Source organism: Streptosporangium oxazolinicum (assembly GCF_039537505.1).
Lineage (GTDB): Bacteria > Actinomycetota > Actinomycetes > Streptosporangiales > Streptosporangiaceae > Streptosporangium > Streptosporangium oxazolinicum.
The window spans coordinates 1-13,880 of sequence record NZ_BAABAQ010000006.1; the positions used below are offsets into that span (position 1 = coordinate 1).

Annotated in this window: 12 protein-coding genes; 5 read left to right on the top strand and 7 right to left on the bottom strand. The window is 70.9% G+C overall.

Annotated features, from left to right (window positions below; all coding sequences use genetic code 11):
- The 3 genes from ABD817_RS17605 to ABD817_RS17615 all read right to left on the bottom strand — a co-directional run.
- A partial coding sequence (locus ABD817_RS17605) for a hypothetical protein (protein ID WP_344919043.1) occupies nt 1-202 on the bottom strand: 202 nt, incomplete at its 3' end.
- 176 nt (nt 203-378) lie between these two features.
- A complete protein-coding gene (locus ABD817_RS17610; RefSeq protein ID WP_344919044.1) occupies nt 379-1,569 on the bottom strand; it encodes a helix-turn-helix domain-containing protein in 1,191 nt (396 codons plus the stop codon).
- Between the two features lie 14 nt (nt 1,570-1,583).
- Nucleotides 1,584-2,219: an HAD family hydrolase gene (locus ABD817_RS17615; protein WP_344919439.1), complete on the bottom strand. Its 636-nt coding sequence runs from the start codon at nt 2,217-2,219 to the stop codon at nt 1,584-1,586.
- Nucleotides 2,220-2,620: 401 nt separating this feature from the next.
- On the opposite strand from ABD817_RS17615, the gene ABD817_RS17620 reads away from it, so the two are divergent.
- Nucleotides 2,621-4,087: an aldehyde dehydrogenase (NADP(+)) gene (locus ABD817_RS17620; protein WP_344919045.1), complete on the top strand. Its 1,467-nt coding sequence runs from the start codon at nt 2,621-2,623 to the stop codon at nt 4,085-4,087.
- A 249-nt stretch (nt 4,088-4,336) separates the two neighbouring features.
- On the top strand, nt 4,337-5,290 hold the full coding sequence (locus tag ABD817_RS17625; RefSeq protein ID WP_344919046.1) for an aldose epimerase family protein: 954 nt from the start codon (nt 4,337-4,339) through the stop codon (nt 5,288-5,290).
- 89 nt (nt 5,291-5,379) lie between these two features.
- Here ABD817_RS17625 and ABD817_RS17630 read toward each other — a convergent pair whose 3' ends face one another.
- Together ABD817_RS17630 and ABD817_RS17635 are read right to left on the bottom strand one after the other, a co-directional pair.
- Nucleotides 5,380-6,024: a LysE family translocator gene (locus tag ABD817_RS17630; protein WP_344919047.1), complete on the bottom strand. Its 645-nt coding sequence runs from the start codon at nt 6,022-6,024 to the stop codon at nt 5,380-5,382.
- Nucleotides 6,025-6,237: 213 nt separating this feature from the next.
- Nucleotides 6,238-7,104 (bottom strand): LysR family transcriptional regulator, encoded by an 867-nt coding sequence (locus ABD817_RS17635; RefSeq protein WP_344919048.1) that lies wholly within the window; start codon nt 7,102-7,104, stop codon nt 6,238-6,240.
- Between the two features lie 75 nt (nt 7,105-7,179).
- Between ABD817_RS17635 and ABD817_RS17640 the strand changes: the two genes are divergently transcribed.
- Complete coding sequence (locus ABD817_RS17640; protein ID WP_344919049.1) at nt 7,180-7,704, top strand: cysteine dioxygenase family protein; 525 nt, start codon at nt 7,180-7,182, stop codon at nt 7,702-7,704.
- A gap of 113 nt (nt 7,705-7,817) precedes the next feature.
- On the opposite strand, the gene ABD817_RS17645 is transcribed toward ABD817_RS17640, so the two are convergent.
- Complete coding sequence (locus ABD817_RS17645) at nt 7,818-9,176, bottom strand: M20/M25/M40 family metallo-hydrolase (RefSeq protein ID WP_344919050.1); 1,359 nt, start codon at nt 9,174-9,176, stop codon at nt 7,818-7,820.
- A gap of 281 nt (nt 9,177-9,457) precedes the next feature.
- On the opposite strand from ABD817_RS17645, the gene ABD817_RS17650 reads away from it, so the two are divergent.
- Complete coding sequence (locus ABD817_RS17650) at nt 9,458-10,852, top strand: aspartate aminotransferase family protein (protein WP_344919051.1); 1,395 nt, start codon at nt 9,458-9,460, stop codon at nt 10,850-10,852.
- A 301-nt stretch (nt 10,853-11,153) separates the two neighbouring features.
- Entirely contained in the window at nt 11,154-12,269 is a 1,116-nt protein-coding gene (gene ald / locus ABD817_RS17655; protein WP_344919052.1) for an alanine dehydrogenase, read from the top strand.
- Nucleotides 12,270-12,350: 81 nt separating this feature from the next.
- Here the strand turns inward: ald and ABD817_RS17660 are convergent, their stop codons facing one another.
- Entirely contained in the window at nt 12,351-13,763 is a 1,413-nt protein-coding gene (locus tag ABD817_RS17660; RefSeq protein ID WP_344919053.1) for a tetratricopeptide repeat protein, read from the bottom strand.
- Between the last annotated feature and the right edge of the window lie 117 nt (nt 13,764-13,880).

Genomic DNA, 13,880 nt, shown 5'->3' on the forward strand with positions numbered 1-13,880 from the left:
GGCGGCGCGCGTCGAGGCGCGCGGCCATCAGCGCGCCGGTCGGCTGCGCGTACTCGTGGTCGGCGACCTGGCCGGGACAGCCGTGCGCGTAGGGCGCGTGCCCGCAGTCGGCACAGCCCATCGGCAGGGGCGGGACGTCGGCGAAGCAGACGCAACGCCTCGTTGTAGTCCGGTCGAGAACCGGAGCATTAGGGTTGTTCACGGGTCAGGAGTCCCTTCCTGATCAAGGGGCCCGTACGGCGTGTCAGCGCCTGCGGGCTCCACTTTTCGCGTAGGGAAACGGAACGTCACCGCTTGCCTACGCCTTGACTCGGACGACCCCATGGTGCTTCGCAGGGAATCCGCGAAGTGCCACACCTTGTGTCACTGGAGCGGCTGTTAGATCACGCCGACCCATTCGGCGAAACTGATCAAGGCTTCGCTGCTGGTGCGGTACAGGCGTAGGAGAGTCTCGGTATCCTCACGGACCCACGGATGCTCTCGGGTGTGCTGCGGCGCGATCCGGCGGGCCGTACGCAGCGACTCGAATGCCGCGTCCTTCAGACCGGCCCACAGCTGCGCCCTGGCCAGGTCGATGAAGAAGCCGCTGCGGCGTTCGGCGGGCATGTCCAGAGGCGGCGACCAACTGCCGCCCAGGGTGAGGGCGAGCTGAAGGTGGCGGTCTCCGAGGCCGAGCGCGATGGATACCTCGTGGACGCGGACCGAGCAGGGGCCGAACGCGGTCCCGTAGTAGATGTCTTCGGGGACGAGGTCGCCGAGTCGCCGCGCCTCGCTCAGGTGGGTCATGGCGGCGTCGGCGTTAGCCGCTCGCGCCGCGATGACGGCAGCCCGCATGTGCAAGGACCCCAGGACGCCGAGACGTGGGCGTCCTGCTTTCTCTGGCAGGCGGTCAATGGCCGACTCAATGGCACGCAACCCCGCCTGGTAGGCGTGTGCGGCGAAGAAGATTTCGGTCCGCACATACGCTGTTGACGCGGTCAGGAGGGGATCCTCGGCGGCGGCCGAGGTCTGGCGCATCAGCTCGATCAGCCGAGCTGACAAATCCAGGTAGCCGTATTTGTAGGCGACCGCATCGGAGGCTCGGTAGGTGGCGACAAGCAACGCCGCGAGGTCATCGGGATTAGCCGTTGCGTGAGCCCCGCGGATGAGTTCGCCGAGTAGTCCGGGAAGGATCTGTGACAGCAGCACGTACTGAGCGCCCAGGCGTTTCTGGACCACGCCGGTAACGGACGCTCGAAGCGCGGGCAGGGGGCGTACCGGACCCTCGTCGGGGATGTCGTAGGCGGCGATGACTTCACGCAGTGCGGGGATCGCGTCGTGGACGCGGCCGTCGAGGCGGCCAGAGTTCCCTAGGAGTCGCGAGGGATCAACGCCCAGCGCCGCGGCGATGGTGTCCAGGGCCTGGTCGCCAGGTACGCGTGTGCCTTGCTCGATCTTCCGAAGCATGCTGATGGAGACGTTGGCCGCCTGGGCGAGGTCGGCTTGGTGCATGCGGCGCGCGCTGCGAATCGCGGCGACGCGCTTTCCGAGGCTGTTTCCAGAAGATTGGCGGGCCATCTCGGTGTGCACTTCCGGCTAGGAGGCTAGGAGGCTAGGAGGGAAGGTAGTTGGGTGATGCTGTCGACCTGCCAGTCGGCCGCGCTCAAGGTGGCTGTGTCGTTTGCCCAGAGGTGCCCCCAGGGGCCGCGCCGGATTATGCAGGTGCGCAGGCCGAAGGCTTTCGCGGGAATGATGTCGTTCGCGGGGTGGTCGCCTACGTAAACCGTTTCACGAGCAGGCGCTTCGGCAAGCTGCAGGACTTTGGCGAAGAACCCGGGGTCGGGTTTCGCGGTGCCCCATTCTTCCGATGTGACGATGGCGTCGGCCGGAATCGACAGCCCTCGTAGGAGGTCACCGGCCCTGCGTGTCTGGTTCCCGGCGACGCAGACACGAAGTCCCGCATCACGCAGGGCCTGTAAGCCCTGCCGCACGTCGGGGTAGAGGTCGGTCTCGTCAAGGTGCTCGCCATGACCGGCCTCCTCACGGGCCCGGCGCTCTGCGTGCAGGTCGATGCCGGGCCGGAGAATGCGGACCGCCTCCGCGTTGTCCATGCCCAGTGCTGTCACCGCGCCGACCAGGGCGGACAGGGTATGGCGAGGGACGTTCAGCCAATCCGCCCAAGACCCCCAGTAGCGGTCATCGCGAACCAGCGTCTCACCTATGTCGAACACCACAGTCATGACCACACTTCGGAGAGTAAGTCAGCGCGGCGGCGTACGCCTGGGAAGCGTGACCGCCGCCGCGCTGATCGCAGCGTACGTGAGGCGTACTACCTCTGACTAAACATTGGTGCTGCGGGTAACCGACCGGCGGGCGCGGAGGCTGCCCGTATGGGGGCTGAGATTGTTGGCGCGGATCGTGCGGACCATACTGGCTTGCCATCGGTGATCCTGGGGCTAGGGGTGTAGCAGGACACCTCGAATGCCTGGTCGGATGACACGTTCTGTTGCTCGATGGGTTGGTCCAAGGCGTGGTCGATCGAGGGTGAGTGGATCCGTGCCCGGTGACCACTGTGATGGAAAGCGCTTACCATAGGAGGGTGGTCTGGCGTGGCAGGTTCCGTTGAGGAAAGGCTTCCGTTGTGATCCACTCAGTTGACCCCAGGACCGGTGAGTCCGTCGGGGACCCCTTCCCGCTGACCTCGGACGACGAGGTGGACGCGATCGTCGGGGCGGCTCGCGCGGCCGGGACCGCCTGGCGGTCCGCGGACCGGGCGGGGGCGCTCGACGCGGTCGCGGCGGCGCTGGAGGCGAACGTCGAGGAGCTCTGGCGGGCGGCCGACGCGGAGACCGCGCTCGGGGAGACCCGGCTGCGCGGGGAGGTGGCGCGGGCCGCCGGTCAGTTCCGGCTCTTCGCCCAGGTGCTGCGGGACGGCGGGCACGTGGAGGCGGTGATCGACCACGCGACGGCCCAGCCGCCGGTCCCCGACCTGCGGAGGATGAACCACCCCCTGCCCGGCGTGGCCGGGGTCTTCGCGGCGAGCAACTTCCCGTTCGCCTTCTCGGTCGCGGGCGGTGACACGGCCTCGGCGCTGGCCGCCGGGTGTCCGGTGGTGGTCAAAGCCCACGACGGGCATCCGGCCACGTCGGAGCTGTCGTGGCAGATCATCCAGCGCGCCCTGCCCGACCCGGCCCTGCTCGGCCTGGTGCGCGGGCTCGACGCGGGAAAGCGGCTGGCCGTGCATCCGTCCGTGGTGGCCGTCGGGTTCACCGGTTCCATCCCCGGGGGCAAGGCCATCCAGGCGCTCATCGCCGAACGTCCCGACCCCATCCCGTTCTACGGGGAGTTGGGCAGCGTCAACCCCGTCGTCGTGCTGCCCTCGGCCGCCCGCGACGGCCTCGCCCAGGGGTTCGCCGCCTCGCTCACCCTCGGCACCGGCCAGTTCTGCACCAACCCCGGGCTGGTGTTCGTCCCCGACGACGCCGACCTCCTGGTGTCCATCGCCGAGGCGGTCTCCGAGACCGTGGGCGGGCCGATGCTCACCGAGCGGATGCAGGGCGGCTTCCTGCGCGGGCTGGCCAGACTCGGCGGGCTCACCTCGCTGGCCGAGGGGCAGCCGGGAGAGGGGGCGTTCGCGGTGACCCCGCAGGTGTTCGTCACCGACCTGGCCTCGTTCGCCGCGGACCTGCCCGATCTCGCGGAGGAGTGCTTCGGCCCGGCCGCCCTCGTGGTGGTCTACACCGACCCCGCGCACCTGCGTCCCGTACTGGAGAGGCTGGACGGCTCGCTGACCGCCACGATCCACGCGACCGACCCCGCGGAGGCGCGTGAGAGTGCCGAGGTGCTGCTCAGGAAGGCGGGACGGCTGATCTGGAACGGCTGGCCGACCGGTGTCGCGGTCCGCTGGGCCATGCACCACGGCGGTCCCTGGCCCGCCAGCACGGCCGCCGCCCACACCTCGGTCGGCGCCGCCGCGATCCGCAGATGGCTGGTGCCCACCGCCTACCAGGACTGGCCGGCCCAGCTCCTGCCGCCGGAGTTGCGCGACGACAACCCCCTCGGCATCCCCCGCAGGGTCGACGGGGTCCTTGTGGAGGGGCGTGCCTGACCGCGCCTGACATCCCCGCGGACCCGGGGGCTCGCTGTTAACGAGCCGTCCGGGTCCGCCGGGTCCGCCGGGTCCGCCGGGTCCCGCGGTCCTCAGCCGACGGCGTCGTACCCGGACGGCTGAACCGGCCTAAGCTGACCACCGTGGTCATGCCCACGGCCGCCGCGGTCGTTCGACGACGGTGCCACCCCCACCCTGCCCCCCGGACACCAGCCCGGTCGTCCGTGAATCCACCGGAGAGGCACGACAATGACCTTCGGAACCACCCCGTCGGGCGAGCGGGTCGAGCGGCACGTGCTGTCGAACGGGTCGATGCGCGCCGCGATCCTCAGCTACGGGGCGATCCTGCAGTCGCTGGAGGTCTCCGGCGTCGACGTGGTCCTCGGCTACGACAACCTCGGCGACTACCTGACGCGCAGCCACTACTTCGGCGCCGTGGTCGGCCGGTACGGCAACCGCATCGCGGGCGGGCGCTTCACCCTCGACGGCCGCGACCACGAGCTGCCGGTCAACAACGGCCCCAACAGCCTGCACGGCGGGACGCACGGCTTCGACACCCGGGTCTGGCGGATCACCGCCGCCTCGGACACCGCCGTGACCCTGGAGCACGTCAGCCCGGACGGCGAGCAGGGCTACCCCGGCACACTCACCGTCTCGGTCACCTACACGCTGACCGGCGACGCGATCCGGATCGACTACCACGCGGTCACCGACGCGCCGACCGTGCTGAACCTCACCAACCACTCCTACTTCAACCTCGCCGGGGGCGGCGACGTCCTCAAGCACGTGGTCCGCATCGACGCCGACCACTACCTGCCGGTCGACGCCACCCAGATCCCGACCGGGGAGCTCGCCCCGGTCGCCGGAACCCCGTTCGACTTCACCTCGCCGCGCGAGATCGGCGAGCGGATCGCCGACCCCCTGCTGGGCGGCGGCTACGATCACTGCTACGTCCTGCGCGGCGGCATCGAGGTCCGCGAACCGGCCGGGGGGCTCGCGATGGAGGTCACCACCACCGAGCCGGGCGTGCAGTTCTACACGGGCAACGTCCTGGACGGCGTCGCCACCGCGTACGGCAAGCACGCGGGACTGTGCCTGGAGACCCAGCACTTCCCCGACTCGCCCAACCGGCCCCACTTCCCCTCGACGGTCCTGCGTCCCGGCGAGCCGTTCGAATCCACCACCACCTACCGCTTCGTCTGACGCCCCCGGGCCGGATCTGGCCCTCGAAGAGCTCGCCCGGTAACCGGGGGTGACTCGGCTCTGCCGTGCTCCGGCAGGGCCGGACAGGGTCAGGCCTTGGCCATGGAGTTCTCGCCGCTGAAGGCCGCGACGGCTCCCAGGCCGAGGTAGACGACGCCGCTGGTGACGTCCAGACGGCGGCGGGCGCGGGCCGAGCGGCGCAGGCGGCCCGCCATGGCCGAGGCGAGCAGGGCGAAGGCGCCGTCACTGGCCATGCCGAGCACCGTCCAGATCAGGCCGAGCAGCACGATCTGCGGGGCGATCGGCCCGGCCTCCGGGTCGGCGAACTGCGGCAGGAAGGCGAGGAAGAAGATCGCGGTCTTCGGGTTGAGCACGTTGACCACGAAGCCCTCCCAGAACATCCGCGATCTGGTCGCCGTCCGAGGCTCGAAGGACTCCTCCCCGTTCGAGCGGGTCATGAGCTTGCGCACGCCCAGCCAGACCAGGTAGGCGGCGCCGAGATACTTCACGATCGTGAACCCGGTCGACGAGGCCGCGAGCAGGGCGCTGATGCCCAGGGCGGCGGCGGCCACGTGGACCAGCGAACCGAGGTGGATGCCGAGCACCGATATCAGCCCGGCCGACCGGCCCTGGGCGACGCTGCGGGTCACGATGTAGAGCACCGCGGGCCCCGGTACGACGAGCAGGGCGAGGGTCGCGGCGGCGAAGAGCGCGAGAGTCGGCAAATCCGGCATGTCCGGATCGTAGGGTCACCGATTGCCCCGGCGCCTCACATTTTCACCGCCGCACCGCGCGACCGTACGGGGTGATCAGTAGGGTCACCGGTTGCTCCGGCGCCTCACATTTTCACCGCCGCACCGCGCGACCGTACGGGGTGATCAGTAGGGTCACCGGTTGCTCCGGCGCCTCACATTTTCACCGCCGCACCGCGCGACCGTACGCGGCGATCACGGGGACGTCACCGAGGCCAGGGCCGTCAGCAGGGCGGCGGTGGCCGGAGGGTCGGGGGGCTCGCCGTAGGTGGCGGCGTAGACGTGGCGGGTCGAGCCGGGGAGCTCGGCCACGTTGACCTTCGGATGCCGGTGGGCGTGCAGGGCGAGCCCCGGCAGGGCGGTCACCCCGATCCCGGCGGCGACCAGGGCCTGGACGGCGACGATGTCGTCGGTGGTGAAGGCGATCTCGGGCTCGAAGCCCGCCCTGGCGCACAGCTCCAGCAGGTGGCTGCGGCAGCGGTCGCAGCCGCCGATCCACCGGGAGTCGCGGTGCGAGGCCAGGTCGCCGGTGAGGCCGGAGGTGACCAGGTAGCTGGGGTCGTCCAGCAGGTGGAGCAGGCGGATCCCGTCGGCCTCGGGGGCGGTGTCGTCGTAGCGGAAGATGACCGCCACGTCCACGTAGCCCGCCTTGAGCATGCGCAGTGCGTCGGGAGGCTCGGTCTCGGTCAGCCGCAGCTCCAGGCAGGGGTGTTCCTCGGCGAGGACGGCGGCGGCCTCGGGCACGAACGTCCCGAGGGCGGAGGGGAAGGCGGCCAGCCTGACCCGCCCGGCGCGCAGGCCCACGTGCGCCGACAACTCGGCGGACGCGGAGTCGAGGCGGCCGATGATCTCGGTGGCCCGTTCGGCGAGCAGGCGGCCCGCCTCGGTCAGCCGGATGCCCCGGCCGACCCGCTGGATCAGCTTGGCCCCGGTCTCGGCCTCGAGCTTCGCGAGGTGGTGGCTCACCGAGGGCTGGGAGTAGTGCAGCTCCTTGGCCGCCGCGGTCACCGAGCCGTGCCGGGACACCGAGGCGAGGACGCGGAGCCGCACGATATCAAGCATGTATCAACTTTATCTATGAATAAGCGGGAAGATAGGCATTAGACGTTATGGATCTCCCCGGCGCATCCTTGAAGCATGACAACCTTGACGCTCACCCGTCCGGGCCTGGCCGAGCTGGTCGCGGGGGTCCGGGAGCTCGTCGACCCGTCCGCCGACGCTCGGATGACGGCCTTCGCCGTGGCCGGGCTGCTGCGTGAACGGCTGCCGTCCCCCGAGATCCTCACCGAGGAGGAGCGCCTCGGCGACCCCGACCGCTACATCGGCCACACCCTCCACACCGAGGACGCCTTCTCGATCATGGCCGTGGTCTGGCGGCCCGGACAGAAGACCGTGATCCACGACCACATCGCGTGGTGCGTGTTCGGCGTGCTGCAGGGTGTGGAGTACGAGACCCTCTACCGCGACCACGGCGACCACCTGACCGAGATCGGCAGGGCCGCCAACCAGACCGGTGAGGTGAGCGGTTTCGCCCCGCCCGGTGACATCCACCGCGTCCACAACACGGGCGACGAGACGGCCATCTCGCTCCACATCTACGGGGCCGACCTCGGCGCCGCCCCCACCAGCGTGCGCCGCGTCTACGACCTGCCCGTCCGCTGAACGCCCCCCGTACCCTGAAAGACCCCTGCGCCCCGCCCGTCCGGTGAGCGGGGTCCACGGGCCTGGCCTCCCCATCGGGCCGGGCCCGCCCCGGGGCCGTGCCGGACCGTCCGTCAGAACGCCGTGGAGCCGTACTCCCGGCCGTACTCCTGAAGGAAGAGCGCCTCGGCGGTGGCGGTGCGGCGGAGCTCTTCGAGGTTCACCCGCTCGTTGGGGGCGTGGATCGCCGCGTCGTCGTCCTCGGCGCCGAAGAGCAGGATCGTGGCGGCGGGGAACTGCCTGACGAAGGTGGAGACGAGCGGGATCGAGCCACCGGCTCCGACGTCGCGCGGGGGACGGCCGAAGGCACGTTCCATCGCCCGGTTCAGCGCGGAGCGGGCCGCGCCGCCGGTGTCGGCCAGGTAGCCGGAGCCCATGGTGTAGTCGCCGACCTCCACCTGGACGCCCCAGGGGGCGACCTGCCGCAGGAAGTCGACGACGGCCTCCAGGGTCGTCTTCGGGTCGCCCGCCGGGGGCACCCGGACGGTCACCCGGGCCCTGGCGACGGCCTGGACCGCGTTGATCGCGCCGGAGACCGTCGGCACGTCCAGGCCGGTGACCGTGATCGCGTACGAGGCCCACAGGCGGTCGGCCAGCGAGCCGGAGCCGATCGTGGAGACGCCGTCGAGCACACCCGCGGTGGAGCGGAAGTCCTCCTCCGACGGGCCGGTGCCGAGGAAGCTGCCGCGCGGCAGGCCGGGGACGCGGATGTCGCCGTGGTCGTCGTGCAGGGCGGCGAGCATCCGGATCAGCGCCGCGAGGGCGTCGGGGGCGGCGCCGCCGAACGAGCCGCTGTGCAGCGACTCCTTGAGGGTGCGCACCTCGATGGTGAAGGCGCCCATGCCGCGCAGCGAGGTCGTCACCGAGGGGTCGCCCACCCGGGGGTTGCCGGTGTCGGCGACCACGATCGCGTCGGCGCGGAACAGGTCGGGGTTGTGCTCGACGAAGGACTCCAGGCGCTCGCCCGCGTACTCCTCCTGGCCCTCGATGATGACCTTGACGCCGACCGGGAACCGCCCCTGGAAGGCGCGGAGCGCCGCGACGTGGGAGATGACCCCCGACTTGTCGTCGGCCGCGCCCCGGCCGTAGATCGCGCCGTCGATCTCCGTCGGCTCGAAGGGCGGGGTGCGCCAGAGCGCGAGGTCGCCCGTGGGCTGCACGTCGTAGTGGGCGTACAGGAGCACGGTCGGCGCGCCGGGCGGGGCGGGGGCCTCGGCGTAGACGGCGGGGAAGCTGCCCTCGACGGGGATCTGCCGCACGTGCGGCAGGCCGGTGCCGCGCAGCAGCTCCTCGGTCACCGCGGCGGCGGCGTGTACGGGCTCCTCGGGGTGGCCGGGGAAGGCCACCGAGGGGATGGCGACGAGCCGTTTGAGGTCCGCGACCGTCTGGGGCATGCCGGCGGCGACGGCGTTCTCGATCTCGTCAGGAGTCACGACTTTCCCCCGCATCTCAATATCTGGTGCGTCCTATTGGATCACAAGCGCGGCTACGGCCGCCCTCGCGCACGATTCCAGCACACCAGGGTTCCGCCAAGTGGAACCGGGGTTTGGGCAATGATCGGATGCCCTTCTCATCTGATCGCGGATTTCGTCGTTGTTACATAGTGGTTTTGCGGATTCCGAGGTTCTCGCACTTTAATGCCACGTTTTCACTTGGCAAGAGCTGTTCTGGCAGGCAGACTGTTGGAAGCTCAGCTCAACGAGGGAAGATCGTGATGACGCACCCTGAAAACACCGACGTGACCTCGCTCATGAAGGCCGCGCAGGACAACCTGTGGATGCACTTCACCCGGCACAGCTCGTACGAGGGCGCCGAGGTGCCGATGATCGTGCGGGGTGAGGGCTCCTACATCTACGACGTGCACGGCAAGCGCTACCTCGACGGCCTCGCCGGGCTCTTCGTGGTCCAGGCGGGTCACGGCCGCAGTGAGCTGGCCGAGGCCGCCGCCAAGCAGGCCCAGGAGCTGGCGTTCTTCCCGCTGTGGTCGTACGCGCACCCCAAGGCCGTCGAGCTGGCCCAGCGTCTCGCCGCGGAGACCCCCGGCGACCTCAACCGCGTCTTCTTCACCACCGGCGGCGGCGAGGCCGTCGAGAGCGCGTGGAAACTCGCCAAGCAGTACTTCAAGATCACCGGCAGGCCGCTCAAGCACAAGGTCATCAGCCGCCAGATCGCCTACCACGGCACCCCGCAGGGCGCCCTGTCGATCACCGGCATCCCGGCCTTCAAGCAGATGTTCGAGCCGCTGGTCCCGGGCTCCGTCAGGGTGCCCAACACCAACCACTACCGCGCCGACGAGATCACCGGCGTGCCCGGCATGACGCCCGAGCAGTACGGCCACTGGGCCGCCGAGCGCGTCGCCCGCGCCATCGAGATGGAGGGCCCCGACACCGTGGCCGCCGTCTTCGTCGAGCCGGTGCAGAACGCGGGCGGCTGCTTCCCGCCGCCCCCCGGATACTTCCAGCGCCTGCGCGAGATCTGCGACGAGTACGACGTCCTGCTCGTCTCCGACGAGGTCATCTGCGCCTTCGGCCGCCTCGGCACCATGTTCGGCGGGCAGAAGTTCGACTACGTCCCCGACATCATCACCTGCGCCAAGGGCATGACCAGCGGTTACTCGCCGATCGGCGCCATGATCGCCTCCGAGCGCCTCTTCGAGCCGTTCAAGAACGGCACCGAGATGTTCGCCCACGGCTACACCTTCGGCGGCCACCCGGTGTCCTCGGCCGTCGCGCTGGCCAACCTCGACCTGTTCGAGCGGGAGGACCTGCTCGGCCACGTCACCCGCAACGAGCCCGTCTTCCGCTCCACCCTGGAGCGTCTCCGTGATCTGCCCATCGTCGGCGACGTGCGCGGCTCCGGTTACTTCTGGGGCATCGAGCTCGTCAAGGACAAGGTCACCAAGGAGACCTTCACCACCGAGGAGTCCGAGCGCCTCATCAGGGGCTTCCTGTCCGGCGCCCTCTACGAGGCGGGCCTGTACTGCCGCGCCGACGACCGGGGTGACCCGGTCATCCAGCTCGCCCCGCCGCTCATCTGCGGCCCCAAGGAATTCGACGAGATCGAGTCCATCCTCCACTCGGTGCTGACGGAGGCATGGAGCCGCCTCTGAGCGCGTACGGCCGCGCCCCCTCCGGACCGCCACGCGCGGCCCGGAGGGGTGTGCCGTACCCACCGGCGCCCCTCGCGCCCACCGGCCCTCCCGCCGCCGTACGGTGTCCCTCCCGGCGGCCGAGCGGTACGCCGAGCGGTATGCCGACCCTTCCGCCGTCCGGCCGCCGTGCCGGACGCCTGTCCGGGGACGAGCCCGGCGAGACGCCGTGCCCTCCCGATGCCATGTCCGCTGGAGTGGCCGCACCGCACCCGCGGAAACCTCGCCGTGCCACCCCGTCGAAACAACGAAAGGAAATCCCATGAAGATCGGCGTGCCTGCCGAGGTCAAGAACCACGAGTACCGCGTCGCCGCGACCCCGGCGGGCGTGCACGAGCTTGTCCGTCACGGCCACGACGTCTACATCCAGCGCGACGCGGGCCTCGGCTCGCACCTCACCGACGAGGAGTACCTCTTCGCCGGGGCCAAGATCCTCGACACCGCCGACGAGGTGTGGGGCCAGGCCGAGATGATCCTCAAGGTGAAGGAGCCCATCGCGGAGGAGTACCACCGCATGCGCCCCGGCCAGGTGCTCTTCACCTACCTGCACCTCGCGGCGGGCCGCGAGTGCACCGCCGCTCTCCTCGACCGCCAGGTCACCGGCATCGCGTACGAGACCGTCCAGGTCGGCAACACCCTGCCGCTGCTCGCCCCGATGTCCGAGGTCGCGGGCCGTCTGGCCCCGCAGGTCGGCGCCTACAACCTCATGCGCTTCAACGGCGGGCGCGGCGTGCTGCCCGGCGGCGTGCCCGGCGTGGCCCCCGCCAAGGTCGTCGTCATCGGTGCGGGCGTCTCCGGGCTCAACGCCGCGCAGATCGCGGTCGGCATGGGCGCGGACGTCACCGTCCTCGACCTCAACATCGACCGCCTGCGCTTCGTCGACGCCATCTACCAGGGCCGTCTCAAGACCCTCGTCTCGACCTCGTACGCGATCGAGAAGGAGGTCCTGGAGGCCGACCTGGTCATCGGCGCCGTGCTGATCCCCGGCGCCAAGGCCCCGACCCTCGTCTCCAACGAGCTGGTCTCCCGGATGAAGCCGGGCTCCGTGCTCGTCGACATCGCCATCGACCAGGGCGGCTGCTTCGAGGACTCCCGCCCGACCACGCACGCCGAGCCGACCTACCGGGTCCACAACTCGGTCTTCTACTGCGTGGCCAACATGCCGGGGTCCGTCGCCAACACCTCCACCTACGCGCTGACCAACGCCACGCTGCCGTACGCGGTCAAGCTGGCCGGTCTCGGCTGGAAGACCGCGCTCCAGCGGGACGCCTCCCTCGCGCTGGGCCTCAACACCCACGCGGGACGGCTCACCAACGAGCAGGTCGCCATCGCCCTCGACCTGCCGTACGTGCCGGTCGCCGAGGTCATCGCCGCCTGAGCCGGGTTCCGTACGCGCCACCCGTACCGCGCGGGCAGGCGCGGGACGGGTGACCCCACCGGGCCGGGTCGGCGGTGCCGGTCACGGTGACCAGCCGGAGCGCAGGGCGCGGGCGGTGATCAGGACGTGCTCGACCTCCGCCGGAGTCGGCCAGGGGGCGCCTCCGGGGCGCAACAGCGTGGCCCGTACGGACGCCAGGTGCTCGATCGCGCCCGACGGCAGCCCGCTCCGCTCGGTCAGCCACGCCGTGACGTCGGTGTGGTCGCGCAGCGGCCGGGTGACGAGATCCCAGGTGCCGAGGATCTCGGTCAGGTCGGCGACCCTCAGGGGGGCGCCGCCCCGCCGGGCGACGGCGGCCGCAGCCAGCTCGGCGCGGGCGACGAGCTCGGGCTCGGTGGTCCGGCTCCACGGGGAAGAGGGCGGATCGGACAGCCACCGCTCCGCCTCACGGGAGAACCCCGCGGCCGACAGCAGCGCGGCCAGCTCGACCGCTGCCCGGTGATGCCCGGCCTGTGCCGCCTGGCGGAACCAGTGCTGCCCGCCCTGCAGATCGCTGTGCTCGGCGATAAGCAACAGGCCGAAATTGAAGGCGGCCTCCGGGTCGCCCCCCGCCGCGGCCCGGCTGAACCAGTGACCGGCCCCCCGCGCGTCGCTCATCTCCACGCACACGAACCCGGCCGTCCGCTGGTCGTCGATCCTGCCGGTGCAGGCCGCCCGCTCGAACCAGGCGCGCGCGGTGCGCAGGTCGCCGAGGGAGAGCGCGATCCCGCCGAGCTGGGACGCGGCGCCGGGATGCTCGTTCCTGGCGGCCAGCCGGAAGAACGCCTCCGCCCCCTCGGGGTCGCGGTTGGCCTGGAGGAACAGCCCGAGGTGGTAGGCCGCGTCGGCATGGCCGCTCCGTGCGGCCAGCTCCCACCAGCGCAGCGTCTCGTCCTCCTCACCGGAGGCGTAGGCGAGGAACCCGAGGTCGTGGGCCGAGGCCAGGTCGCCGTCCATCGCGGCCCTGCGATGCCACTCCCCGGCGGTCTTCACCTCGCCGCCGTCCTCGCAGAGCAGCGCGAGCCGCCTCGCCGCCGCGCGGGAGCCCGCGTTGGCCGCCGTCTCGAACCACCGCCGGGCGGCCGGGACGTCGCCGTGCTGATCCAGCAGGAGGGTCGCCAGGTTCACCGCGGCCTCGACGTCTCCGGCGTTCGCCGCCAGCTCGTACCACCTCGCGGCCTCCGCGGGGGTGCCGTGCTTCTCGTGCCAGATCCCCAGGTTGTAGGCGCTGTCGAGGTTTCCCGCGGCGGCGGCGCGCTCCCACCAGTGTCGCGCCGCCGACCGGTCGCCCCGCTGCGCGAAGTGGCGGCCGAGCAGGTGGGCGGCCTGCACGTCGCCGCCGTGCGCGGCGAGCAGCAGCTCCGTCTCGCCGTCCGTGTCGTTCTCGTGCTCGGTGCTCCGGGGGGTGGGTATCAACCCCGAGACCGTCTCCTGGTCGTCAGGCCACCACCCCATGTCACCCTCCTCGCCGACGGCGCGCAGCCGACAGATCACAGGGTGACACGTAACCATTCGCTGGCGGAGGGTAATCGCGGACTTCCGCCCTACCGGTCCGTCCCACCGTCCCGTCCC